At 73.6% G+C, this 22,901-nt stretch carries 21 protein-coding genes and 1 riboswitch; of the genes, 6 read left to right on the top strand and 15 right to left on the bottom strand.

All coding sequences use genetic code 11. The annotated features are described in order from the left end of the window. Positions 1 to 114 precede the first annotated feature (114 nt). Both AMETH_RS12765 and AMETH_RS38690 read right to left on the bottom strand, forming a co-directional pair. Positions 115 to 324 (bottom strand): hypervirulence associated TUDOR domain-containing protein, encoded by a 210-nt coding sequence (locus tag AMETH_RS12765; protein WP_017981870.1) that lies wholly within the window; start codon positions 322 to 324, stop codon positions 115 to 117. Between the two features lie 82 nt (positions 325 to 406). After that, the gene (locus AMETH_RS38690; RefSeq protein WP_017981869.1) at positions 407 to 580 is read right to left on the bottom strand and encodes a hypothetical protein; all 174 of its coding nucleotides are present in this window, start codon (positions 578 to 580) and stop codon (positions 407 to 409) included. A 91-nt stretch (positions 581 to 671) separates the two neighbouring features. Here AMETH_RS38690 and AMETH_RS12760 point away from each other — a divergent pair, with 91 nt between their 5' ends. Beyond that, on the top strand, positions 672 to 1,052 hold the full coding sequence (locus AMETH_RS12760; RefSeq protein WP_017981868.1) for a nitroreductase family deazaflavin-dependent oxidoreductase: 381 nt from the start codon (positions 672 to 674) through the stop codon (positions 1,050 to 1,052). Here the strand turns inward: AMETH_RS12760 and AMETH_RS12755 are convergent. The 3 genes from AMETH_RS12755 to AMETH_RS12745 are packed head-to-tail and all read right to left on the bottom strand — an operon-like array spanning position 1,045 to position 5,414. After that, complete coding sequence (locus tag AMETH_RS12755; RefSeq protein WP_017981867.1) at positions 1,045 to 2,085, bottom strand: LLM class F420-dependent oxidoreductase; 1,041 nt, start codon at positions 2,083 to 2,085, stop codon at positions 1,045 to 1,047. The genes AMETH_RS12760 and AMETH_RS12755 overlap by 8 nt on opposite strands. Positions 2,086 to 2,130: 45 nt before the next feature. Further along, entirely contained in the window at positions 2,131 to 3,762 is a 1,632-nt protein-coding gene (locus AMETH_RS12750; RefSeq protein WP_017981866.1) for a DUF885 domain-containing protein, read from the bottom strand. Then, positions 3,759 to 5,414: a DUF885 domain-containing protein gene (locus tag AMETH_RS12745; RefSeq protein ID WP_017981865.1), complete on the bottom strand. Its 1,656-nt coding sequence runs from the start codon at positions 5,412 to 5,414 to the stop codon at positions 3,759 to 3,761. The genes AMETH_RS12750 and AMETH_RS12745 overlap by 4 nt, the downstream gene beginning before the upstream one ends. A gap of 109 nt (positions 5,415 to 5,523) precedes the next feature. Between AMETH_RS12745 and AMETH_RS12740 the strand changes: the two genes are divergently transcribed. After that, a complete protein-coding gene (locus AMETH_RS12740) occupies positions 5,524 to 6,522 on the top strand; it encodes a hypothetical protein (protein WP_017981864.1) in 999 nt (332 codons plus the stop codon). Here the strand turns inward: AMETH_RS12740 and AMETH_RS12735 are convergent. Beyond that, complete coding sequence (locus tag AMETH_RS12735; RefSeq protein ID WP_017981863.1) at positions 6,519 to 7,493, bottom strand: helix-turn-helix transcriptional regulator; 975 nt, start codon at positions 7,491 to 7,493, stop codon at positions 6,519 to 6,521. The genes AMETH_RS12740 and AMETH_RS12735 overlap by 4 nt on opposite strands. A gap of 97 nt (positions 7,494 to 7,590) precedes the next feature. Between AMETH_RS12735 and AMETH_RS12730 the strand changes: the two genes are divergently transcribed. Next, positions 7,591 to 7,986, top strand: coding sequence for a RidA family protein (locus AMETH_RS12730; RefSeq protein ID WP_017981862.1), 396 nt, complete (start codon positions 7,591 to 7,593; stop codon positions 7,984 to 7,986). Here AMETH_RS12730 and AMETH_RS12725 read toward each other — a convergent pair. The 8 genes from AMETH_RS12725 to AMETH_RS12690 all read right to left on the bottom strand — a co-directional run bounded on the left by AMETH_RS12725 (position 7,983) and on the right by AMETH_RS12690 (position 20,201). Next, positions 7,983 to 8,909, bottom strand: coding sequence for an RluA family pseudouridine synthase (locus tag AMETH_RS12725; RefSeq protein WP_026153058.1), 927 nt, complete (start codon positions 8,907 to 8,909; stop codon positions 7,983 to 7,985). The two genes, AMETH_RS12730 and AMETH_RS12725, sit on opposite strands and share 4 nt — an antisense overlap. Continuing rightward, the gene (lspA, locus tag AMETH_RS12720) at positions 8,906 to 9,481 is read right to left on the bottom strand and encodes a signal peptidase II (RefSeq protein ID WP_017981860.1); all 576 of its coding nucleotides are present in this window, start codon (positions 9,479 to 9,481) and stop codon (positions 8,906 to 8,908) included. Before lspA ends, AMETH_RS12725 begins: the two co-directional genes overlap by 4 nt. A 178-nt stretch (positions 9,482 to 9,659) precedes the next feature. Beyond that, entirely contained in the window at positions 9,660 to 10,982 is a 1,323-nt protein-coding gene (locus AMETH_RS12715; protein WP_017981859.1) for an aminotransferase class V-fold PLP-dependent enzyme, read from the bottom strand. Between the two features lie 34 nt (positions 10,983 to 11,016). Further along, positions 11,017 to 11,131, bottom strand: a riboswitch (SAM riboswitch). A gap of 46 nt (positions 11,132 to 11,177) precedes the next feature. Beyond that, on the bottom strand, positions 11,178 to 12,656 hold the full coding sequence (locus AMETH_RS12710) for a potassium/proton antiporter (RefSeq protein ID WP_017981858.1): 1,479 nt from the start codon (positions 12,654 to 12,656) through the stop codon (positions 11,178 to 11,180). A gap of 409 nt (positions 12,657 to 13,065) precedes the next feature. Beyond that, positions 13,066 to 13,755, bottom strand: coding sequence for an ArsR/SmtB family transcription factor (locus AMETH_RS12705; protein ID WP_017981857.1), 690 nt, complete (start codon positions 13,753 to 13,755; stop codon positions 13,066 to 13,068). Positions 13,756 to 13,799: 44 nt separating this feature from the next. Beyond that, the gene (locus AMETH_RS12700) at positions 13,800 to 15,377 is read right to left on the bottom strand and encodes a penicillin-binding transpeptidase domain-containing protein (RefSeq protein WP_017981856.1); all 1,578 of its coding nucleotides are present in this window, start codon (positions 15,375 to 15,377) and stop codon (positions 13,800 to 13,802) included. A 58-nt stretch (positions 15,378 to 15,435) separates the two neighbouring features. After that, positions 15,436 to 18,606, bottom strand: a complete 3,171-nt coding sequence (gene ileS, locus AMETH_RS12695) for an isoleucine--tRNA ligase (protein WP_017981855.1) — start codon at positions 18,604 to 18,606, stop codon at positions 15,436 to 15,438. 116 nt (positions 18,607 to 18,722) lie between these two features. Continuing rightward, positions 18,723 to 20,201, bottom strand: coding sequence for an MFS transporter (locus AMETH_RS12690; RefSeq protein ID WP_017981854.1), 1,479 nt, complete (start codon positions 20,199 to 20,201; stop codon positions 18,723 to 18,725). Between the two features lie 127 nt (positions 20,202 to 20,328). Here AMETH_RS12690 and AMETH_RS12685 point away from each other — a divergent pair, with 127 nt between their 5' ends. Further along, complete coding sequence (locus AMETH_RS12685; RefSeq protein WP_017981853.1) at positions 20,329 to 20,940, top strand: SDR family NAD(P)-dependent oxidoreductase; 612 nt, start codon at positions 20,329 to 20,331, stop codon at positions 20,938 to 20,940. Here the strand turns inward: AMETH_RS12685 and AMETH_RS12680 are convergent. Continuing rightward, positions 20,937 to 21,776, bottom strand: a complete 840-nt coding sequence (locus tag AMETH_RS12680; protein WP_017981852.1) for a class I SAM-dependent methyltransferase — start codon at positions 21,774 to 21,776, stop codon at positions 20,937 to 20,939. The genes AMETH_RS12685 and AMETH_RS12680 overlap by 4 nt on opposite strands. Before the next feature lie 300 nt (positions 21,777 to 22,076). On the opposite strand from AMETH_RS12680, the gene AMETH_RS40060 reads away from it, so the two are divergent. Next, positions 22,077 to 22,451, top strand: a complete 375-nt coding sequence (locus AMETH_RS40060) for an ArsR/SmtB family transcription factor (protein WP_223843137.1) — start codon at positions 22,077 to 22,079, stop codon at positions 22,449 to 22,451. Further along, a complete protein-coding gene (locus AMETH_RS40055; protein WP_223843136.1) occupies positions 22,448 to 22,834 on the top strand; it encodes a hypothetical protein in 387 nt (128 codons plus the stop codon). The genes AMETH_RS40060 and AMETH_RS40055 overlap by 4 nt, the downstream gene beginning before the upstream one ends. The last annotated feature ends 67 nt before the right edge of the window (positions 22,835 to 22,901 follow it).

Here is a 22,901-nt window from a genome sequence, read left to right as displayed (position 1 = left end):
GGGCGGGACTGCCCTCGGGCCAGGTGATGGGGCGCGCAGCCCCGGCGCCAGTCCGGCACCACCGCGCGGCGCGCCGCCGCGGTGTCAGTCCGCGCCCCGCACGCAGCCGCGGCGTCAGTCCGCAGGGTGCAGCTTGTCCGGCTTGGGCACTGCGGTGCGGCCGGACTTCTCGCTCTTCACCAGGTACTGCGGGGCGTCCTCGGAGGCGCGCACCTGGCGTCCGCCGGCGTGGGTGTCCTCGGTGATCTTCTCCTCGACTGTGCCGACCGAACTCTCGTTGCCCGCGTCCCAGCGGACCCGGTCGCCCTTCTTGAACTCCGCCATCGTCCCTCCTGCCACTTCGGCGACGGCCGCGCGGCACCGGGCTTCCTTCGCCCCTGGGCTGCACCCGCATCGCCCCGCGGGGTCAGTCGGGCGGTTCCGGGATCCCCTCCTCCGGCTTGACCTCTTCGGTGTTCGGCGGCTTCTCGACGTCCTCGGTGGGGCCCATGTCCAGATCGGGGTGCCGGACGTCGGGGAAGTCCGGCGACAGGGGTGGTTCGGGGCTGACCGGCTTCTTCTCGTCGTCCTTGTCGTTCATGGCACCGGCTTACCCCTTTTCCGCCGACTGTCAACCGCACCTAAATTCATCACCTGTTGATTTCCGCGAAGCGACCGGGCATGCTGAACACATGGTGCTGTCGAAGAGGGTCGCCCGGTTCAACCGCGTGGCGACCAACCGCGTGCTGGGACCACTGACGAAGGGACTCCCGGGGTTCGGGACGATCGTCCACCGGGGCCGCAAGTCCGGGAGGACGTACCGGACGCCGGTGAACGTCTTCCGCGCCGGGGACGGCTTCGTCGTCGCCCTCACCTACGGGCCGCAGGCCGACTGGGTCAGGAACGTGCTGGCCGCGGGCGGGTGCGGGATCGAGATGCGGGGCCAGGTCGTCGAAACGACCCGGCCCCGGCTCGTGCACGACGAGAAGCGGACCAGCATGCCGGCCGGTGTCCGCCAGGTCCTGTCGGTCGTGGGCGTGACCGACTTCCTGTTCCTCGACCGGGTCAGCTGAGCAGTTCGCGCAGCTCGCTCACCACGCCGACGCGGCGCGCGGGGTCGGGTTCGAGGAACGTGACCTGCAGGGTGGTGACCCCGGCCTCGCGCAGGGCGGCCAGGCGCTCCTTGACCTCCCCCTTCGGCCCGACCAGGGAGATCGCCCGCAGCAGCTCGGCAGGCACCGCCGCGGCGGCCTCCTCCTTCTTGCCGTCCAGGTAGAGGTCCTGGATCAGCTTGGCCTCGGCCTCGTAGCCGTACCGGCAGGCCAGCTCGTTGTAGAAGTTCTTGCCGCGGGCGCCCATGCCGCCGACGTACAGCGCGACCACGGGGCGGACCCAGTCGAGCATGTGGCCGACGTCCTCGCCGATCGCCACCGGCACCCCGACCGCGACGTCCAGCTCACCCAGGGACGGGTCGCGCTTGGCCTTGCCCTCGGCCAGCGCCTCGCCCCAGACCTCGGACGCCCGCTCGGGGTGGAAGAAGATCGGCTGCCAGCCCTCGGCGATCTCGGCGGTCAGTGCCACGTTCTTCGGCCCGATCGCCGCGATCTGCACCGGGATCCGCTCGCGCACCGGGTGGTTGATGATCTTCAGCGGCTTGCCGAGACCGGTGCCCTGCTCGGCGGGCAGCGGAATCTTGTAGTGCTTGCCGTCGTGGACGACCCGCTCGCGACGCCACACCTGGCGGCAGATCTCCACGATCTCGCGGGTCCGGCCGAGCGGCGCGTCGTAGCGCACCCCGTGGAAGCCCTCCACGACCTGCGGCCCGGACGCGCCGATGCCGAGGATGAACCGGCCGTCGGAGACGAAGTCCAGCCCGGCCGCCGTCATGGCGGTCAGCGTCGGGGTGCGCGTGTAGATCTGCAGGATGCCGGACGCGAGCTGGACACGTTCGGTCTTCGCCGCGACGTAGCCGAGCTGGCTGACCGCGTCGAACGAGTAGGCCTCGGGGATGGTGACGACGTCGAGCCCGGCCTTCTCCAGCTCGACGACGTCCCGGACGCTCTCGGCGAACCCGCCGGAGTACGAGATCTGGGTGCCGATCCGCATCGATCCAACCCTTCTAAGCGATCGCTTACCTGATTGCCGAGCACATTACCGGCTGGTAATCCAGTTCGAAACCACCCGGTCGAGGACCGGCAGCGGGAGGATGCCGTGCCGCAGCACGACGTCGTGGAAATCCCGGATGTCGAACCGGTCCCCCAGCGCCCGCTCCGCGCCGGCCCGGATCCGCTCGATCTCCAGCCGTCCCGTCATGTAGGACAGCGCCTGGCCGGGGCAGCCCGCGTAGCGGTCGATCTCCTCCTCGATCTCCACCGGGGCCATCGGCGTGTTCTCCCGTAGGTAGTGCACCGCCTGCTGCCGCGACCAGCCCAGTGCGTGCAGGCCGGTGTCCACCACCAGCCGCGCGGCGCGCATCGCGTCCTGGGTCAGCATCCCCAACCGCGCCACGTCGCCGGTGTAGAGCCCCATCTCCTCGGCCAGCCGCTCGGCGTAGAGCCCCCAGCCCTCGGTATAGGCGTTGACGTCGGCGATGCGGCGCAGCAGCGGCAGGTCCAGCTCGAGCGCCAGCGACAGCTGGAAGTGGTGCCCGGGGATCGCCTCGTGGTAGGCGACCGCCTCGCTGACGTGCCGGAACCGTTCTCCGGCGTGGAAGGTGTTGGCGTAGTAGATCCCCGGCCGGGAGCCGTCGAGGGCTGGTTCGACGTAGTAGGCGATGGTGCCCGCGTCGGCGTCGCTCTCCGGCACCGGGCGCACCTCGCAGCGCGCGGAGGGGATCGTGCGGAACCACCGGGGCGCCTCGGCTTCCGCCCGCGTGATGGCGGCGCGCGCGGCGGCCAGCAGCTCCTCGCCGCTGCCCCACCGCAACGCGGGATCGGTGCGCAGGCGCTCGAAGATCGCGGCCAGGTCGCCGGTGCCGAACACGCGGCGGCCCAGGGTCCGGAACTCCCCGGCGAGGTCGGCGATCAGCGCCAGCCCGATGTCGTGCAGCTCCTGGGCGGTGCGCTCGGTGGTGGTGTGCGCGCGGATCAGCCCGGCGTAACGCAGCAGGCCGCCCGGCTGCCAGCACAGTCCGGCCTCCTCGGCGGGCCGGGCTCGCGGCCGCAGGTCCTCGGCGAGGAACTCGCGGTAGCGGGCCAGCGCGGGCCGCACGAACTCCGCCAGCAGCGCGTCCCGCTCGGCGGCCAGCGTCGCCGAGCCCACGTCGAGCTGGAGCGATGTCAGCTCCGGCGCCGCCAGCATCCGGTCGAAGTAGCCGATCGCCGAGTCCACCAGGAAGTCCGGCGGCACCGGGCCCGCCGCCTGCCGTTCCACCACCTGGTCCACGAAGGCCGGGAACGCGGCGAGCCGGGCCAGGAAACCCCGCGCCCGGGTCTCGTCGGTCAGCTCGACCATCGGCAGGGTCATCAGCAGCAGCTGGAGCGGAGAGGTGAAGGCGTCGCTGACCGCGAACTCGGTCAGCCGCGCGTCGAGGAGGTCGACGGCAGCCCTGGCCTGCTGGACCACGACGTCGCGGGTCAGCGCCTCCTCGGCGTCCGCGGGCGTGGCCGCTTCCGCCCGGGCCGCCACGTCCAGGTAAGCCGTCCGGTGCCGCTTCTCGGCGCTCGCGGTGAGGTCGGGCAGCCGGTCGTGCGCGCCGGGCAGGCCGAGCACCGACGGGCGCAGCGGGTCGGCCTCGAATAGCAGGCCGGTGAGCTCCTCGGCGAGGGCGTCCACTTCGCTCATGCCTGCGCGATCCACTCGTCGACGACCGCCTCCAGCACCGACAACGGCAGCGCGCCGCCGCCGAGGACCAGGTCGTGGAAGGCGCGGATGTCGAACCGCTCCCCCAGCGCCTGCTCGGCCCGCGCCCGCACGCGCTGGATCTCCAGGCGCCCCACCATGTACGACAGCGCCTGGCCCGGGTAGGCGATGTAACGGTCCACTTCGGACTCGATCTCGACCTGCGGCATCGGGGTGTGCTCCCGCAGGTAGTCCACGGCCTGCTGACGGCTCCAGCCCTTGGCGTGCAGGCCGGTGTCGACGACCAGGCGGCCGGCGCGCATCGAGTCCATGGTGAGCATCCCGAGCAGCGCGACGTCGTCGGAGTAGAGGCCCATCTCGGCGGCGAGCCGCTCGCTGTAGAGGCTCCAGCCCTCGGCGTAGGCGTTGAAGTCGCCGATCCGGCGCAGCAGCGGCAGGTCGGTGAGCGTGAGCGCGGTGGAGAGCTGGAAGTGGTGGCCGGGGATGGCCTCGTGGAAGGCGGTCACCTCGGCGGCGTGCCGGAACCGCTCGGTCACCTCGTGGGTGTTGGCGAAGTAGATGCCCGGCCGCGACCCGTCGACCGACGGTTGCAGGTAGAACGCCGCCGGGCCGCCGGGCGCCTCGGCCGCGGGCACCGGCTCCACGACCCATTTGTGCGGCGGGATGCGGCCGAACCAGCGCGGCGCGGCCTCCTCCGCGCGGCTGATCGCCGACCGGGCGGTGTCGAGCAGTTCCTCGGCGCTGCGCCAGCGCAGCTCCGGATCGGTGCGCAGCCGCCGGAAGATCTCGGCGAGGTCGCCGGTGCCGAACACGCGCGAGCCGATCTCGCGGTACTCGGCGGCCAGTTCGCCGATGATGCGCAGGCCGGTCTCGTGCAGCTCGTCCGGCGTGCGGTCGGTGGTGGTGTGCGTGCGGGCCAGCGAGGCGTAGATGCGCTCCCCGTCGGGCAGCCAGCACACGCCGGGCTTCTCCGGCGGGCGCCCGTGCGGCGCGATGTCCGTGGCCAGCGCGTCCCGGTAGGCGGCGAACGCGGGCCGCACCACCTCGGCCAGCACCCGTTCGCGCTCGGCGGCGAACTCCTCGCTCGGCGCGGGCTGGCGCAGCAGCGGGTCGGAGTCCGGCGCGGCCAGGTAGCGGTCCAGGTGCGCGATCGCGGCGCGCACCAGGTGCTCGACCGGCACCCGCCCGGCCGCGACGCCCGCGCGGTGCCGGTCCGCGGCCTGCTCCAGGTACCGCGGGATCGCGGCGAGCCGGCCGAGGTGGCGGCGGCCCTGCTCGTCGTCCGGCAGGCCGACCATCGGCAGGATCGTCAGCAGGCTGACCGCAGGGGCCACGAAGATGTCGCTGATCGTGAACTCGACCAGGTGGCTGTCCAGCCGGTCCAGGTTGCCGCGGGCCTGGCTGAGCAGCACGTCGCGGGTCACCCGGTCCTCCGCGCCGAGCCCGGCCGGGTCGATCTCCTCGGCGCGCCGGACGAACCCCTCGAGCCGGTCGCGGTAGGCGGCCTCGGCCTCCTCGCTCAGGTCGCCGAGCCCGTCCCGGTCGGACTCCAGCCCCAGCACCGCGGGCCACAACGGCTCCGCGTCGAACAGGGCGTCCACGAACTCGTCGGCGAGCTTCACGACCTCGGTCATCCATCCATCCCAGCTTCGTCGGGTAAGCGTGCCGCCAGCCTAGAACCTCCGGGCGCCGCGCCGGGGTGATCGACCGGGCCGGGAAGGTCAGCGGGTAGCGTTTCCGGACGTGGCCGTGACCGATCCCGCCGATGCCCGCCTGCTCGCCGCACTGGCCGAACTGGGCAAGGTGGCCGTGCACGAGCTCGCGGCGCGCGTCGGCATGGACCCGCGCGAGGTGGCCTACCGGCTGGTCGCCCTGTCCGGCAGCGGGCTGCCGCTGCTGGTCGGCGTGGAGAGCGACCCGCAGGGCCTGCGCGCGGCGCTCGCCAGCGCGTTTCCGCCCGCGCAGCCGCAGACGCCGAACCCTGGGCCCTACCACGCACCGCCCTCCGGCGCGGTGCCGTTCGCGCCGTCCGGCCCTGTGCCCGGGTACCCGCCGCCCGCGCATCCGCCGCAGGGCGTGCCGCCCGCCCGGCCCGGCGGGGGCTACCCGCCCGCCGACCCAGGTCGCACCGCGCCGCCCGCCGGCGCGCCCTCCGGGCCGTACCAGGTCCAGCAGGGTGTCGCGTCGGGGCCGTACCAGGTCGCGGGGGTGGCGTCCGGGCCGTATCCGGCGCCGCTGGACCCGGTGATCAGCACGTGGGGCCCGCCGCAGACGGCGTCGTGGGCGCGGGGCGACCAGCGGCCCGCGCCGCCGGCGGGGTCGCGTACCGGAAGGATCGGCGACAGCCTGGCCGGGCAGGGCCTCGACGGTGAGCAGCTCACCGTGCAGCTGCTCGAGGTGCAGGACCCGGCGGACTACCTGTTCGGCGCGGCCGGGTACCGGCTCGAACCGGGCGAGCGGGCCGTCGTGGTGCACACCGAGGTCACCAACAAGGGCCCGATCCCGTTCGTGTCGCTGCCGGACAACTACCTGGAACTGCTCACCGCCGACGGCAAGCCAGTCGGGAAGGCGCCGGTGTCGCTGACGTCGCGGCCGCCGCACAAGATCGGGGTCCAGCCCGGCGAGACGGCGGGGGGCCACACGGTGTACGTGCTGCCCGAGAACACCCGGGTGGTGGCGGTGCGCTGGAGCCCCCGCCCCGAGCCGGACGAGCGCTCCCTGACCTGGTCCCTGGAGGACTAGGTCAGAGAGCCGTAGCGGGCGGCGATCGCGGCGGCCCGATCGCGCAGGGCGGCGCGCAACCACCGCGGCGCCAGCACCTCCGCGTCCGTGCCCAGCTGCCACAACGCCCACTCGGCGTGCCGGGCATCCTGAAAGACGGGCGCCACCCGCAGCAGCCCGTCCGGCTCGGCTTCTTCCGCCTGGACGGCCACCGCGGTGCGCACCAGCTCCTCCCGCCGCGCCGGGTCCACCCTGACCACGACGGTGACCTGGTCGCCGCCCGCCCGGAACCGCGCGCTGCGTTCCCGCCAGGCCCGCTCCAGGTCGGCCCGATCCGGCCGGTTCGCGGGTTCGGCGAGTGCCTCCGCGGCCCGGATCCGGGACAGCCGGTAGGTGCGGTCGGCGCCGGAGCGGGTGGCCAGCAGGTAGCCCTGGCCGCGCACGGTGACCAGGCCGATCGGGTCGACGGTGCGCCACTTCGGGCTCTGGTCCGCGGCCGCGTAGTGGATGCGCAGCTTGTGCCCGGCGAACACCGCCCGGCGGACCTCGGCCACGACGGCGCCGGGCACCTCGTCGTCGGCGACCCGGCGGGCGAGCAGGTCGGTCTCCGGGTCGATCAGCAACCGCTCCGCCGCGCCGGCCGCGATCTCGCGATGACCTTCCGGCAGCGCGTCGACCACCTTGAGCATGGCGGAGGCGAGCGCCGAGCCGAGGCCGAACGCCTGCGCGCCGCGCCGCGACCCGGCGATCAGCAGGGCGAGAGCCTCGTCGTGATTCAGCCCGGTCAGTTCGGTCCGGAACCCGGGCAGCAACGCGAAACCGCCGTGCCTGCCGCGTTCGGCGTAGACCGGGACACCGGCCGCGGACAGCGCCTCGACGTCCCGCAGCACCGTGCGGGTGGACACCTCCAGCTCGCGGGCCAGCGCGGTCGCGGACAGCCGGCCGTGCCGGCGCAGCAACAACACCAGCGAGACCAGGCGGTCGGCGCGCATTCCGCGAACTCTAGCGAAATACACGACACAGGATGTCGTGGTTCGCTGCGAGGCTTCGTCCCGTAACAGCACTGATCCGAAGGGAGCTGATGTGGGAGTGAAGCGCACCGCGGTCGACCCGTGGACGTGGTCGGCGGAGCTGGGGTACCACCAGGGTGAACTGGTCGCCGGGCACACCCGGACCCTGTTCTGCGCCGGGCAGACCGCGATGAGCGGCGACGGAGAACCCCAGCACGCCGGGGACATGGCGAAGCAACTGGCGCTGAGCCTGGACAACCTGGAGGCCGTGCTCGCCGAGGCCGGCATGTCGCTGGCGAACCTGGTCCGGCTCAACGTCTACACCACCGACGTCGATCAGCTGTTCCCGCACTACGGCCTGCTGGCGGCGCGGCTGGGCGCGGCCGGCGTCGCCCCGCCCACCACGATGCTCGGCGTGACGCGGCTGGCGATCCCCGGGCTGATGGTCGAACTCGAAGGGACCGCGGTCGCCTAGTTCTCCGCGCGCAGCACTTCCAGCGCGTGTGCGAGGTCGTCCGGGTACGGCGACTCGAACTGGACCCACCGGCCGTCCGCGGGGTGGGCGAACCCGAGGGTGCGGGCGTGCAGCCACTGCCGGGTCAGGCCGAGCTTGCGGGCCAGCACCGGGTCCGCGCCGTAGGTGAGGTCGCCGGCGCACGGGTGCCGCAGCGCCGAGAAGTGCACGCGGATCTGGTGGGTGCGCCCGGTTTCCAGCTTGACGTCCACCAGCGACGCCGCGCGGAAGGCCTCGATCACCTCGTAGTGCGTCACCGACGGCCGGCCGCCCGCGACCACGGCGAACTTGTAGTCGTGCCGCGGGTGCCGGTCGATCGGGGCGTCGATCGTGCCGCGCGTCGGGTCCGGGTGGCCCTGCACGACGGCGTGGTAGCCCTTGTCGACGGTGCGTTCCTTGAACGCCCGCTTCAGGACGGTGTACGCGTGCTCGCTCTTCGCCACCACCATCACGCCGGTGGTGCCGGCGTCGAGGCGGTGCACGACCCCCTGGCGCTCCGCCGCGCCGGAGGTCGAGATGCGCAGCCCGGCCGCGGCGAGCCCGCCGACGACCGTGGGCCCGGTCCAGCCGGGGCTCGGGTGCACGGCGACGCCCACCGGCTTGGACACGACCACGATGTCGTCGTCGTCGTGGAGGATGCGCAGGCCGTCGACCGGTTCGGCGACCACCTCGACCGGGTTGTCCGGGTCGGGCAGGGTCACCTCGAGCAGCACACCGGCGGAGAGCCGGTCGGACTTGCCCGCCGGGCGGCCGTCGAGCAGGACGTCGCCGGACTCGGCCAGCTCCGCGACGACCGTGCGGGACAGCCCGAGCAGCTTCGCCAGCCCGGCGTCGACGCGCATGCCGTCGAGCCCGTCCGGGACGGGCAGCATCCGGGCGCTCAACGCTTGGCCCTCTTGACCGTGCCGTCGTACTCGCGGCCGAGCAGGGACAGCAGCACGATCAGCACGCCGCCGACGCAGATCGCCGAGTCGGCCACGTTGAAGACCGGCCACACGTCCCCGTTGGGCGCGAACAACGACACGAAGTCGACGACGTGGCCGCGCAGCACGCCGGGCGCGCGGAAGACGCGGTCGGCCAGGTTGCCGAGCGCGCCGGCGAGGATGAGCCCGAGGCCGATCGCCCAGCCGGCCGACCGCAGCCGCTTGGCGAACCAGATGAGCGCGATCACCACCCCGCACGCGACGATCGCGAACACCCAGGTCATGCCCGTGACGCCCATGCCGAAGGCCGCGAACGGGTTGCGGATCAGCTGCAGGTAGACGAGCCCGCCGAGGACCCGGACCGGCTCGTGCCCCTCCAGGGTCGCCACGACGACCGACTTGGTCACGACGTCCGCCGCGAACACGACGATCGCGATCACGGCCAGCAGCAGGGCGCGCCGCTTGGGCTGGGCGGCCTGCTGCTCGTCCGGCACGGTGTCCGGTTCCGGGGAGGGCTGGGGGTCACTGCTCACCCCGCCATTGTCCACGCCTGCCGCGACCGCCCCGGCGCAGGCCGGGAAACCCGGTCAGCGCGCTGCCGCGCCGCCCAGCGACTGCCTCGAACTCCGGGCAACACCCCACCCCAGCCAAGGGGTCATCATCCGACCCCGGGAACAGCCGCGGGACAAGGCGCCCGGGCCGCGCCGCCGCTCAGCGCAGGAAGTCCGGCAGCGGCCGCGGGTCCGGGCACGGCGCCCACCGGCCGTCCACCACGCCGTACGTCCACCGCGCGCCCCGCGCGACGATCTGCCGCAACGCGGTCACCAGCCGGTCGACGTGCTCGGTCGTGGTGCCCAGGCCGAGGCTGACCCGCAGCGCCTGCTTGCCCTCCCCGCCGTTGCGCTCGACGAGCCGCCGCACCGCGATGTGCGCGCAGAACGCACCGTCGCGGACGCCGATGCCGTACTCGGCCGACAGGACCGCCGCCACCCAGCCCGGCTCGAACCCGTCGAGCACGAAGCTCACCGTGCCGACCCGCTCCGCCGCGCCGTCGAACAGGCGCAGCTCCGCGAGCCCGGGCACCGCGGCGAGACCCCGCGTCAGCCGCTCGAGCAGCTCCCGCTCGTGCGCGGCCACCGCGTCCCACGACGCCGCCAGCTGCTCGCACGCCACGCCCAGCGCGTACACGCCGACGGTGTTGGGCGAACCGGCCTCGTGCCGCTCCACCCCGCTGTGCCACGCCACCCCGATGCCGTCGCCGTCGCGGCGCACCAGCTTCGTGGCCCCGCCACCGGCCAGGTACGGGTCCGCCGCGCGCAGCCAGTCGCCGCGCCCGATCAGCGCGCCCGCGCCGAACGGCGCGTACAGCTTGTGCCCGGACAGCACGACGTAGTCGACGTCCAGCTCACGCACCGAGATCGGCCGGTGCGGGGCGAGCTGGGCGCCGTCCAGCGCGACGCGCGCGCCGTGCCGCCGGGCCACCGCCGCGATCTCCGCCACCGGCAGCAGTTCCCCGGTCACGTTCGACGCGCCGGTCACGACCACCAGCCGCGGCCCCTCCGGGCACTCCGCCAGCGCACTGTCCACAGCGGACACCGCGGCCAGCCGTGTGTTCGGCAGCGGGATCCTGCGCACGTTCGGGCCGCGCCAGGGCAGCAGCGCGGCGTGGTGCTCGGTGTCGAACAGCACCACCGACGTGTGCCGCGGCACGCTGCGGGCCAGCAGGTTCAGCGCGTCGGTGGTGTTGCGGGTGAACACGACCGCGTCCGAGGGCCGGGCGCCGACGAACCGGCGCAGCACGTCCCGGGTGCGCTCGTAGACCTTTGTGGACACCTGGGAGGCGAACCCCGCCCCGCGGTGCACGCTCGCGTAGTGCGGCAGGAACTCGTCCACCGCGCGGCGCACGGCCTCCAGGCAGGGGGCGCTGGCCGCGTGGTCGAGGTTGGCGTAGTCCCGCTCCCCGCCGGTGACCAGCGGGACGGCCGCGGCGGCGGTGACGGCGGGGGTGGTGACGCGTTCGAGAGCGAGAGTCATCGAAAGGCTCCTCGGGTCCAGGGACCCGCAAGGGGGTCCGCGCTTGCCCGCCGCACCTCGCGACGAGCCAGGTCCTCACCCGGGGCACCCCACCGCGGAAGGAGGGTTGCCGGCCAGCGAGCCGGGGCTTGGCGCTGGCACTCATGACCTACGGAGACACAGTAACCGATCGCCCCCGCCGCGCGCCAGCGGGTCTCAGGTCCCGGACTCGCCCTTCCAGCGGGCCAGCGGCCCGGCCCGGTCCACCGCGCGGATGCGCCGCTCGGCGGCCTCCCGGGCGGACTCGGTGCTCACGATCAGGATCTGGTCGCCGCGCTGCAGCCGGTCGGTGCGCTGCGGGGTGAAGCTGCGGCCGTCGCGGACGATCAAGCTCAGCGACGCCCCGGCGGGCAGCCGCAGCTCCGACAGGTACACGCCGTGCAGGCGCGAGCCGGGCTGGATCTTGACCTGGAGCAGCTCGGCCTGCAGCTCGTCCAGCGGCGCGGCGTCGACCTCGATCTCCTTCGGCTCGGTGTCCGCGTTCAGCCGCAGCACCCGCGCCAGCGGGCCGAGCGTGAGGCCCTGCACCAGGGTGAGCACGATCACCAGCACGAACACCGCGTCCACGAGCCGTTGCGCGCCCGGCATCGCGTGCGAGAGCGGGATCATCGCCAGCACGATCGGCACCGCGCCCCGCAACCCCGCCCAGGACAGGAACACCTGCTCGCGCAGCGGCACCTTGAACGGCAGCTGCGACACCAGCACCGACACCGGCCGCGCGAACACCAGCACCACCGCGGCGGCGATGAGCCCCGGCACGATCGACTCGAGCAGCCGTTCGGGCGAGGCGAACAGGCCCAGCAGCACAAACAACCCGATCTGGGCCAGCCAGCCGAGCCCTTCGGCGAAGGACAGCGTGTCCGAGCGGTGCGGCAGCCGGGAATTGCCCAGCACGACCGCCGCGACGTACGTGGCGAGCAGGCCGGAGGCGTGCAGCAGCTGCCCGGACGAGTAGGCCACCACGCACACCGCGACCGTCGCGAGTGGATAGAGGCCGGTGGCGGGCAGCGCGGCGCGGCGCAGCGCCCACGCCCCGGCCAGGCCGAGCAGCAGCCCGAGGAGCAGGCCCGCGCCGAGTTCGTAGACCACCAGCAGCGGCAGCGACCAGTCGATGCGGGTTCCCTCGGCCAGCACCACGACGGCGATGTAGGCGGGGGCGTCGTTGATGCCGGACTCCAGTTCCAGCGCCCCGACGATCCGCCGGGGCACGCCGACGCCGCGCAGCACGGAGAACACCGCGGCCGAGTCGGTGGAGGCCAGCACCGCGCCCCACAGCAGCGCCATCCGCCAGTCCAGGCCGAGCAGCCAGTGCAGGGCGGGGCCGGTGATCGCGATACTCAGCCCGACCGCCACTGTGGACAGTGCCACTCCCTGGCCCAGCGCGGGTTTCACCGCCGACCACCGGGTGGTCAGCCCGCCCTCGGCGAGGATCATGACGAGCGCGGCCAGGCCGAGCGCCTGGGTGAGGAACGGGTCGGAGAACTGGATGCCGAACCCGGCTTCGCCGAGCAGCACGCCGATCACGAGGTAGAGCAGCAGCGACGGCAGGCCGAGGCGGGTGGAGAAGCGGACCGCGAGCACGGCGGCGAGCAGGACGGCCGAGCCCAGCCCCAGCACGACCGGCAGCTCGCCCACCCGCACCTCCCCTGCCCGGATTGTCAGGCTTCAGGATAAGGAACCGAGGAGCCCGGCCGCGCCCCGGTGGGCACCCCGGCTCGTCACGCCCGCCTTCCCCTTGCCGGGCAACAAGATCGCGGGCGGGTTCACGGAGTGCCGGGGCGAGCACCTTGCGCACCGCCTGGTCGGCCTCACCTCGGCGGCGGGTGGTTGCCGGTGCGACGAGGGGCGTGGCCGGGTGGCGCCGCGCGGGACCGGCTTACGGTGGCGCTCCTGCAGGGGCACCACGCACCAGCCGGAGCCCACCGTCCCGCGGGGCGCGGCGAGCCGGCCGGCCCCGCCACCCGCTGCACCGTCCGCCACTCCCGATCCGGCCGAAACCGCGGTCTGCCGGTGGCCAGCGGGACCCGGCAGGGGCGCCCAAGCGTCAGGCCGCCCCGGGGCCGTCGGCGGGCAGCTGCGCGCCCAGGTGCGCGAGCGGCTCCCCCGCGGCCTCGGTCACCACCACCGCCCGGTCGGGCCGCCGCACGAACCAGCCGGCCTCCACCCCGCGCTCGAACAGCGCCGCCGGGAGCGCACCGCCCAGGTGGTCGCGGCGCTCGGTCCAGTCCAGGCACGCCCGCAGCAACGGGCGCCGCCCGGCGGGGATCGTCACCCCCAGCTCGCCGAGCACCGTCCGGCCGCGCGCGGTCAGCGCGAGGCCGTCCCCGTCGGAGACCAGCCCCGTCCGGATCATGCCGTCGCGCAGGGCCACGCCCACCGTGCCCGCCAGGTGGTCGTAGCAGGTGCGCGCGAACGCCAGCCGCCGCACGCGGAGGGACTCGCGCAGGCCCGAGGCGGACCGGTGCCCGGCGTGCTGCGCCAGGTGCTCGATCAGCTCCGCCACCCGCGGGTCGGCGATCCGCACGTAGGCGTGCCGCCCCTGCTTCACCCCCGCCACGAACCCCGCCTCCTTCAGGCGGCTGACGTGCTCGCTCGCCGTCGACGGCGCGATCCCCGCCGTGCGGGCCAGCTCCCCGACGGTCCACGCCCGCCCGTCGAGCAGGGCGAGGCACATCGCCGCCCGGCTCGGGTCGGCGAGCACCGCGGCCACCTCGGCCAGCGCGATCGTCTCCACACGGGCCACGGTAGCCCGCCGCCATGTCGGCCGCGGCCGAAACGTCAGCCCAGCGCGCCGAGGAAGGCCGAGGACACCGTGACGGCCGGCCTGGAGGAGTCCGACCCGAGCAGCAGCACCGCGAACGCCACGTCGTCGCGGTACCCGGCGAACCACCCGTTCGCCTGGCTGCCGTCGCCGAACTGGGCGGTGCCGGTCTTGCCGTACACGACACCGTCGCCACGCAGCCTGGTCGCGGTGCCGCCGGTGACGACCTCGCGCATCATCGTCCGCAGCGCGGCGATCACCTCCCGGGACGGCGCCCGGTAGCCGGTGTTCACCGACGTCGCCAGCTCCTGCCACAGCCGCGGCGTCACCTCGTCGCCACGGGCGACGGTGGCCGCCATCAGGGCCAGGCCGAACGGGCTCGCCTGCACGGTGCCCTGCCCGATCGCGGACTCGACCTGCTCGGCGCCGCTGGTGGTGGCGACCACCTTGCCCGCCTCGGTGGTGATGCCCGGGATGGTGAAGTCGGCGTTGAGGCCGAACCCGCTCGCCGCGTCGGCCAGCGCGTCCGGCGGCAACGTCGAGGCGAGCTGCGCGAACGTGGTGTTGCACGAGTGCGCGAACGCGGAGTGCAGCGGCAGGGGCGGGAAGGAGAACTGGTCGTCGTTCGGGATCGTGCGCTGCCCGATGCGCGCGGTGGCCGGGCAGTCCGCGATCGTGTCCGCGGTGGCCGCGCCCGACTCCAGCAGCGCCGCCGCGGTGGCGATCTTGAAGGTCGACCCCGGCGCGTACAGGCCGTTCAGCGCCTTCGGCTCGGCCCCGGCCGCCGCGTTCTGCGCCACCGCGAGCAGGTCGCCGGTGGAGGGCTGGATCGCCACCAGCATCGCCGGGTACGCCGCCGAGTCGACCGCCCGCTGCGCCGCCGCCTGCGTGGGCAGGCTCAGGGTCGTGGTCAGCGGCGCCACCTCGACGTCGCCCTGGCCGAACAGGGTTTCCTGCACCGCGCCGTCGACATCCGTGGCGACCACCGACCAGCCGCCCTGCGACCGCTCGGACACCGTCCGCTGCAACGCGGGCACCAGCAGCGGCGCCACGCCCGGCTCCGCCACCTGCGTGCCCGCCGCCTGCCAGGTCAGGACTGGCCTGCCGTTGCGGTCGACCACGGCGTTCTTGCCCGCCCGCGTGCGCACCGCCAGCTGCTGCCCGGCCCGCAGTTTCGGGTGCACCACCGCGGGGCTCCAGTGCACGAGCCAGCGGCCGTCGGCGGCGACCAGGTCGAGGGTGTTGTCGTAGGACCACACCTGCCCGGCCGTGATCGTCCAGCTGACCTGGAACGTCGCGGTGGCCCGGGTGGCGGCGGGCGTGACCTGGCCCAGCCGCGCCGAGACGGACACCGGGGCCAGGCCGCGGTGGGCGTCGGCGAGCAGCACGCTGGCCGCGCGCGGGTCGTCGGTCAGCGCCGCCGCCGCGTCGGCGTTGCCCTCGGTGAAGGCGAGCAGGAACCGTGAAGCCACCGTGCCCGAGTCCTCGGCGCCGGAGCCGCTGGCCTCGTGCTTGTCCGGCGAGGACCCGCCCCACACGACGACAACCGCCGCCACGACGATCGCGACGACCGCTGCCGCGCCACCCGCCAGCACCCACCTGCGCCAAGTCACCGGCGAAACCCCCTGTTGGTGTTTCCCGGTCTGTCGGTGATCAGGAGGCCTTCGTTACCGCCACGGTGATCTTGTCGCCGTCGCCGACCGCGCCCCCGAAACCGCCGTCCACCTGCCCGTAGGACACCGAGCTCGCCAGGGTCTCGCCCGCCACGAACTCCTCGTGGGCCTTGGCCGCGGCGACCACGTCCGCCGGCGCGTCCACGGTCAGCGCGATCCGGTCGGCCACGTCGAGCCCGGCGTCGCGGCGCGCCTGCTGCACGACGCGGACCAGGTCGCGCGCCACGCCCTCGGCGGCCAGCTCCGGGGTCACCGCGGTGTCCAGCTGCACCAGACCGGAGCCGCCGGGCAGCTCCGCGGTGGCGCCCTCCTCCTTGGCGACCAGGCGCCGCTCGTACTCGCCCTCGGCGAGTTCGATCCCGGCGGCCACCACGGCACCGGACGGCGAGGTGGACCAGTCGCCCGCCTTGACGGCCTTGATCACCTTCTGCACGTCCCGGCCGAGGCGTGGCCCGGCGGCGCGGGCGTTGACCGCGACCTCGAACCGGCCGTGCGCGGCGACGTCCGTGCTCAGCTCGACCGACTTGACGTTGACCTCGTCGGCGATGATGTCGGTGAAGTCCGCGAGCGCCTCCGCGTCGTCAGCCGCGATCAGCATCTTCGCCAGCGGCAGCCGCACGCGCAGCTTGTTCGCCTTGCGCAGCGACAGCGCCGACGAGCACACCTGGCGCACCCGGTCCATCGCCGTCACCAGCGCCGCGTCGGCGGGCAGCTCGTCGACCAGCGGCCAGTCCTGCAGGTGCACCGACCGGCCGCCGGTGAGCCCGCGCCACACCACCTCGGTGGTCAGCGGCAGCAGCGGCGCCATCGTCCGCGACACGACCTCCAGCACCGTGTGCAGCGTGTCGATCGCGTCCTTGTCACCGGCCCAGAACCGCTCGCGCGACCGGCGCACGTACCAGTTCGTCAGCACTTCCAGGAAGTCCCGCGCGGTGGCGCAGGCGCCCGCGATGTCGCAGATGTCCAAAGCGGACTGCACGTCGGTGACCAGCTCGCCGGTCTTGGCCAGGATGTAGCGGTCCAGCACGTGCGTGGAGTCCGTGCGCCACCGGCCTTCCACGCCCTCGGCGTTGGCGTAGAGCGCGAGGAAGTAGTAGGAGTTCCACAGCGGCAGCACGGCTTGGCGCACCGCGTCCCGGATGCCCTTCTCGGTGACGATCAGGTTGCCGCCGCGCAGGATCGGGCTGGCCATCAGGTACCAACGCATCGCGTCGGAGCCGTCCCGGTCGAACACCTCGGTCACGTCCGGGTAGTTGCGCAGCGACTTCGACATCTTCTGCCCGTCGGAGCCGAGCACGATGCCGTGCGAGACGCAGGTGCGGAACGACGGCCGGTCGAACAGCGCCGTCGCGAGCACGTGCAGCGTGTAGAACCAGCCGCGCGTCTGCCCGATGTACTCGACGATGAAGTCACCCGGGTAGTGGTGCTCGAACCACTCGGCGTTCTCGAACGGGTAGTGCACCTGCGCGTAGGGCATCGAACCCGAGTCGAACCAGACGTCCAGCACCTCGGGCACCCGGCGCATGGTGGACTTCCCGGTCGGGTCGTCCGGGTTGGGCCGGGTCAGCTGGTCGATGTGCGGGCGGTGCAGGTCGGTGGGCCGCACGCCGAAGTCGCGCTCCAGCTCGTCCAGCGAGCCGTACACGTCGATCCGCGGGTACGCCGGGTCGTCCGACATCCACACCGGGATCGGCGTGCCCCAGTAGCGGTTGCGCGAGATCGACCAGTCGCGCGCGTTCTCCAGCCACTTGCCGAACTGGCCGTCCTTCACGTGCTCGGGGTACCAGGTGATCTGCTGGTTCAGCTCGACCATGCGGTCCTTGAACGCGGTCACCTTGACGAACCACGACGACACCGCGCGGTAGATCAGCGGGTTCCGGCAGCGCCAGCAGTGCGGGTAGGAGTGCTCGTAGGTCTCGTGCCGCAGCAGCACCGCGCCCTGCCGGGCGGCGGAACCGGTGCCGTACTTGAGGTCCTTGATGATGTCCGGGTTGGCGTCGAAGACCTGCTGGCCCTCGTAGTCCGGCACGGTCGAGTCGAAGCGGCCGCGCGCGTCGACCGGGGTGACCGGGGTGATGCCCGCGGCGTCGCCCGCGGCCTTGTCGTCCTCACCGTAGGCCGGGGCCATGTGCACGATGCCGGTGCCGTCGTCGGTGGTGACGAAGTCCGCCAGCAGCACCTGGTGCGAGTTCTCGTTGCCGAGGAAGTACGGGAACGGCGGCGCGTACTTCACGCCGGCCAGGTCGGCGCCCCGGTACCGGGCCACCACGGCCGGCTCCTCGCCGAGTTCCTTGGCGTAGGCGGCGACGCGCGGCTCGGCGAGCAGGAACCGCTTCCCGTCCCGCTCGACCACGACGTAGTCCACGTCCGGGTGCACCGCGACCGCCTGGTTCGACGGCAGGGTCCACGGCGTGGTGGTCCAGATCAGCAGGTAGGTGCCGTCCAGGTCGGTGCCGTTGCCCTCGGCGCGGAACCCGACGGTCAGCGCCGGGTCCTGGCGGCTGGCGTAGACGTCGTCGTCCATCCGCAGCTCGTGGTTGGACAGCGGGGTCTCGTCGCGCCAGCAGTAGGGCAGCACGCGGTAGCCCTCGTAGACCAGGCCCTTGTCCCACAGCTGCTTGAACGCCCAGATCACCGACTCCATGAAGGTGACGTCGAGCGTCTTGTAGTCGTGGTCGAAGTCGACCCAGCGGGCCTGGCGGGTGACGTACTCGCGCCACTCGTTCGTGTAGCGCAGGACGGACTCGCGGCACGCGTCGTTGAACGCGGCGATGCCCATCTCGTCGATCTGCGACTTGTCGGTGATCCCGAGCTGGCGCTCGGCCTCCAGCTCGGCGGGCAGGCCGTGGGTGTCCCATCCGAAGCGGCGCTCAACGCGGCGGCCGCGCATGGTCTGGTACCGCGGCACGATGTCCTTGACGTAACCGGTCAGGAGGTGGCCGTAGTGCGGCAGGCCGTTGGCGAACGGCGGGCCGTCGTAGAAGACGTACTCGTTGCTGCCGTTCGTCCCCGGTTCGCGCGCGTCGATGGTGGCCTGGAAGGTCCGGTCGGACTCCCAGTAGGCCAGCACGCTGGTCTCCAGCGCCGGGAAGGACGGCTGGGACGGGACCTGGCCTGCCGGCCCGTCGCCGAGCTGAGCCTTCGGGTACATCGGTGCGCTCCTCGCGGGTGCTCGTCGCTCTCGTGGCGGATCCGCTGGGGATCCAGCACGGGGACGAAAAGGCGCCACCTGAGCGCCGCTTCCGCGGTACCACCCCGTTTGCCCGCTCACCGAGCGGGCCCCTTCGTTGACGGCTGTGACGGGCCGCACCCGTCCGGTTCTACTGAGGACCACCTGGTCCCGTTCTTCCGGAGGCTCCCCGGTGATGGCCGGATCCACGCCGTGTCCTTCCAGGTTAGCCGCCTCCCGCAACCTGGTTTCGCGCAGGGTCGGCCGACCGCGGCGGCGGTGAGCACGGCGGCGGGCAGCCACATTCCGGCGCCCAGGAGACCAGCGGCGTGCAGCCCGTGCACGAACGCGGCCGGGTGGGCCGGGCTGCCCGCGATGGCCCCGAACGCGGCGATCCCGAGCGCGCCGCAGGCCTGCCGCGCGGTGTTGTTGACACCGCCGGCCACGCCCCCCTTGCCCGCCGGGACGCCGCCGACCGCCGCGGCGACGACGGCCGTGGTCAGCAGGCCCAGCCCCACGCCGAGCAGGGCGACCGCGGGCAGGAACGCACCGGCCACGGTGCTGTCCGCGGTGATCCGCAGCAGGCCGAGCAGGCCGGTCGCGCCGGTGAGCAGCCCGGCGATCATCACCGGGCGCGGGCCGAGGCGCGCGGTGAGCCGACCGGCGACCGGGGCCAGCCGCGGCAGCGGCAGGAACCCGGGCAGCATCGCCAGCGCGGCGGTCAGCGGGGTGGCGTGGCGGACGCCCTGCAGGTAGAGGGTGGCGAGCAGGATCGCGCCGAGGCCTGCGAAGTTCATCGCGCCTGCGACGACGTTGGCCGCCGCGACGGTGCGCGAGCGCAGCAGTTCGAGCGGCAGCATCGGCGCCCGGCCGGTGCGTTCGGCGACCAGGAACGCCACCGCGCCGGCGACGCCGAGCACGAGGGCCGGGACACTGGACTGGATGACCGCGTAGACCAGGGCGCCGAGGGCGGTGGCGCCGGTCAGGGCTCCCTTGACGCCCACCCGGCCGCGGGCGGGCGGGTCCGCGGGCACGAGCAGGGTGCCGGCGGGAGCGAGGGCGGTCAGCGGCACGTTGATCCAGAACAGCGCGCGCCACCCGGTGGCCGTGACGAGCAGTCCGCCCAGCAGCGGGCCCGCGGCGAGGGCCAGCGCGGACACTCCGGCCCAGACGCCGAGCGCCCTGGCCTGTTCCCGGCGGCCGGGAAAGGTGCGGGTGATCACCGCCAGGGTCCCGGGGAACAGCAGCGCGGCCCCGGCCCCCTGCGCGACGCGGGCGGCGACCAGGGCCGTGGCGCCCGACGCCAATGCGCACCCGGCGGAGGCGAGCCCGAAGATCCCCAGGCCGGCGAGCACGACCCGGCGGTGGCCGATCACGTCACCGAGCGCCCCGCCGGTCAGCAGCAGCGCTGCGAGCACGACGGTGTAGCCGTCGACGATCCACTGCAACGCGGGGACATCGGCGTGGAAGCCGGCGCCGATGCTCGGCAGCTCGACGTCCACCACCGTGACGTCGAGCTGGACCAGGAACATCCCGGCGCACTGGGTGAACAACACGGTCGATCGCTTGTCGGGCATGGCCCCAGGAGACCGCGGATTCGCTTTCACCGGCGTGGAAGTGTTGCGGCGCCGCGCATTTCGGGCGTCACGGAACTACGATCGGGGGAACGGTCGAGCATTCTCGCGTGCCGTGGAGGTGGCAGCGATGGAATCCGATCCCGTCGCCGTCGTCGCCGGTGAGTCCGGACCGCTCGTCGCCGCGGTCGTCCGGGCGCTGGCCGACACCCACGAGGTCTGGGTCGCCGAGGCGGGCGGTCGGAGCGCCGCAGGCCTGGCGGCGGCCTGCCCGCCGGCGAAACCGTGGCCGGACGAGGGCCCGGGCCCGGCGCGAATCGGCGTCCTGGTGCACTGCATCGACGAGTGCGCCGCCGGACCGCTCGCCGAGACGCCGGTGGACACGTGGCGCGAACTGTTCGAGGCGAACGTGTTCGACGTCGCGTGGTTCACCGCACGCACGCTGCCCGCCCTCCGCGCCGCGGGTGGGCTGGTGATCGTCGTGAACTCGCCCGGTGTCGCGGATTCGCCCGGTGAGCGAGGCGCCTACGCCGCGAGCAAGGCCGCGTTGTCGGTGGTGACCGACATGCTACGGGAGGAGGAAGGGCCGCGCGGGGTGCGGGTGTCCGCGCTCGATCTGGGGTGGGACGACGCGTCCGGGTCCGCGGGCGGGCCCGACGACCTCGCCGCCGCGGTGCGGCTGCTCGTCGCGCTCCCCCGCCAGGCGTGCCCGGTCAGGCTCGCGATGCGGACGCGACGCTAGCCCGGCCGGGCGGTCATCAGGTATCCGGTGCCCAGCCACCGCCCGCGCCCGCGGCTGACCGTCCGGTCGATGTGGTCCCGCCAGCCCTGCCGCCGCTCGCGGATCACCTTGTCCAGCGGCGGCACGAACGGCGTCACGTCGTAGTACAGCAGGTCGGCCGGTTCGAACCCGGCGCCGCGGAGCATGCGGCGCAGCCAGGGCGCCGGAACCGCCCGGATGCCGCTCTTGGGCACGGTGTGCCGCCGCCCCGGCGGAACCCCCGCCAGGCGCTCCACCTGCGCGAGCAGGCGCAGGAACGGCCAGTACAGGCACCATTCGACGAGCCGGTAGGGGCTCACCGGGTTGAGCATGCTCACCACGGCCAGCCCGCCCGGCCGCACGACCCGGGCCAGCTCGCGCACGCCCTGGCGGGCGCGGGCGTATTCCAGCACGCCCATGGCCACGACCACGTCGAAACTGGCGTCCGGGAACGGCATGTCCTCGATGCGGGCCACGAAGAGCCCGACGTCGCTGGTCCCCGCGCGGTCGGCCACGGCCTCGATCATCGCGGCCGACCGGTCGCACGCGGTGATGCGGAAGTCGCCCAGCCTGGTGTCGAGCAGGTGGCGCACCAGCATGCCCGGCCCGCACCCGACGTCGAGCAGCGCACCGGACACCGGGCGCAGCGCCTCGTCCACGGCATGCAGCCGCGACTGGAAGTACCGGGTGGCGCGCCCCGACTCGTACGCCTCGGCGTAGCCGCGCACGAGGTCGGGGTCGGCGTACTGGGCGGCGGCCTGCTCGTCGCGCCGGCTGATGGCGTGACGGACCGCTCGTTGCAAACCGGTGAGCGCCATGGAATCACCCTGTTTGTCCGGATTTCCAGTTGCGACAAAAAGAAGAATCGCCCCCGAATGGAACGGAACCAGACCTCCGGGAAGTCCCGCTCACTCAAGTCTGCAAGTCCGCCGGGCCACCCGCAAGCCCCTGAGAGCAATCCACAGTGGACCTTGAACCGACGAGTTTCCGACAGACAAGTACTAATCGTCTTCCCGTGCACCACGAGATTGACTCACCGGACAGCGCTGTCCACAAGCGACGATCAAGGAGCGGACGCTTCGGTGACGCCGGAAGTGTCCGCGGGGCATGATGGAGGCATGAGCGGAGGCGACGTCGACATCGCGCGCACCGCGGCGCTCTTCGCGGATCCGGCCCGGGTCCGGGTGCTCACCGCGCTCGCCGACGGCCGGGCGCTCGCGGCGTCCGTACTGGCCGGGGAAGCCGGGGTGTCCGCGCCGGGCGTCAGCGCGCATCTGGCCAAGCTGCGGGAGGCCGGGCTGGTCGAGGCGGAACGATCCGGGCGGCACCGCTTCTACCGGTTGCGGCCGGACGCCGTGGAGATCATGGAGACGCTCGCCCGGCACTCCCCGCCCAGCCGGTCACCTCGCTCCGGGCGGGGACGCGGGCGCAGGCGCTTCGGTTCGCCCGGACCTGCTACGACCACCTCGCCGGCCGGCTGGGTGTGCAGGTGACGGCGGCGCTCGTGGAGCGCGGGGCGCTGGTCACGACGGACGGTGTCGACGGCACCGGGCGGCGCCCGGACGACCGGCTGTCGCAGCCGCTGGCCGAGCACCCGTACGCGATCGGCCCCGCGGCGCCGGACGTGCTGGGGCCGCTCGGACTGGACGTGACGGCCGTCGAGGCGGCCCGCGGGCGGCGGCCGATGCTGAAGTTCTGCCTGGACTGGTCCGGACAGCGGCACCACCTGGCAGGCGCCCTGGGCGCGGCGCTCGCCGAGCGGTTCCTGGAGCAGGGGTGGGTCACGAGGCGCCGGCCCGGGCACCGGGCGCTCAGGCTCACCGACAGCGGTGCGGACGTCCTCGCCGACCGGCTGGGCATCCGGGCCACGGAGTGACCGTCCGGCTGCCGGGCACGCCCACATCCGCGCGACGACTCACCTTGTCTTGGTACGCCTCAGAGGC

The organism is Amycolatopsis methanolica 239 (assembly GCF_000739085.1).
Taxonomy (GTDB): domain Bacteria; phylum Actinomycetota; class Actinomycetes; order Mycobacteriales; family Pseudonocardiaceae; genus Amycolatopsis_E; species Amycolatopsis_E methanolica.
Note: the sequence above shows the minus strand (reverse complement) of the source record. Positions and strands in the feature narration are given on the sequence as shown.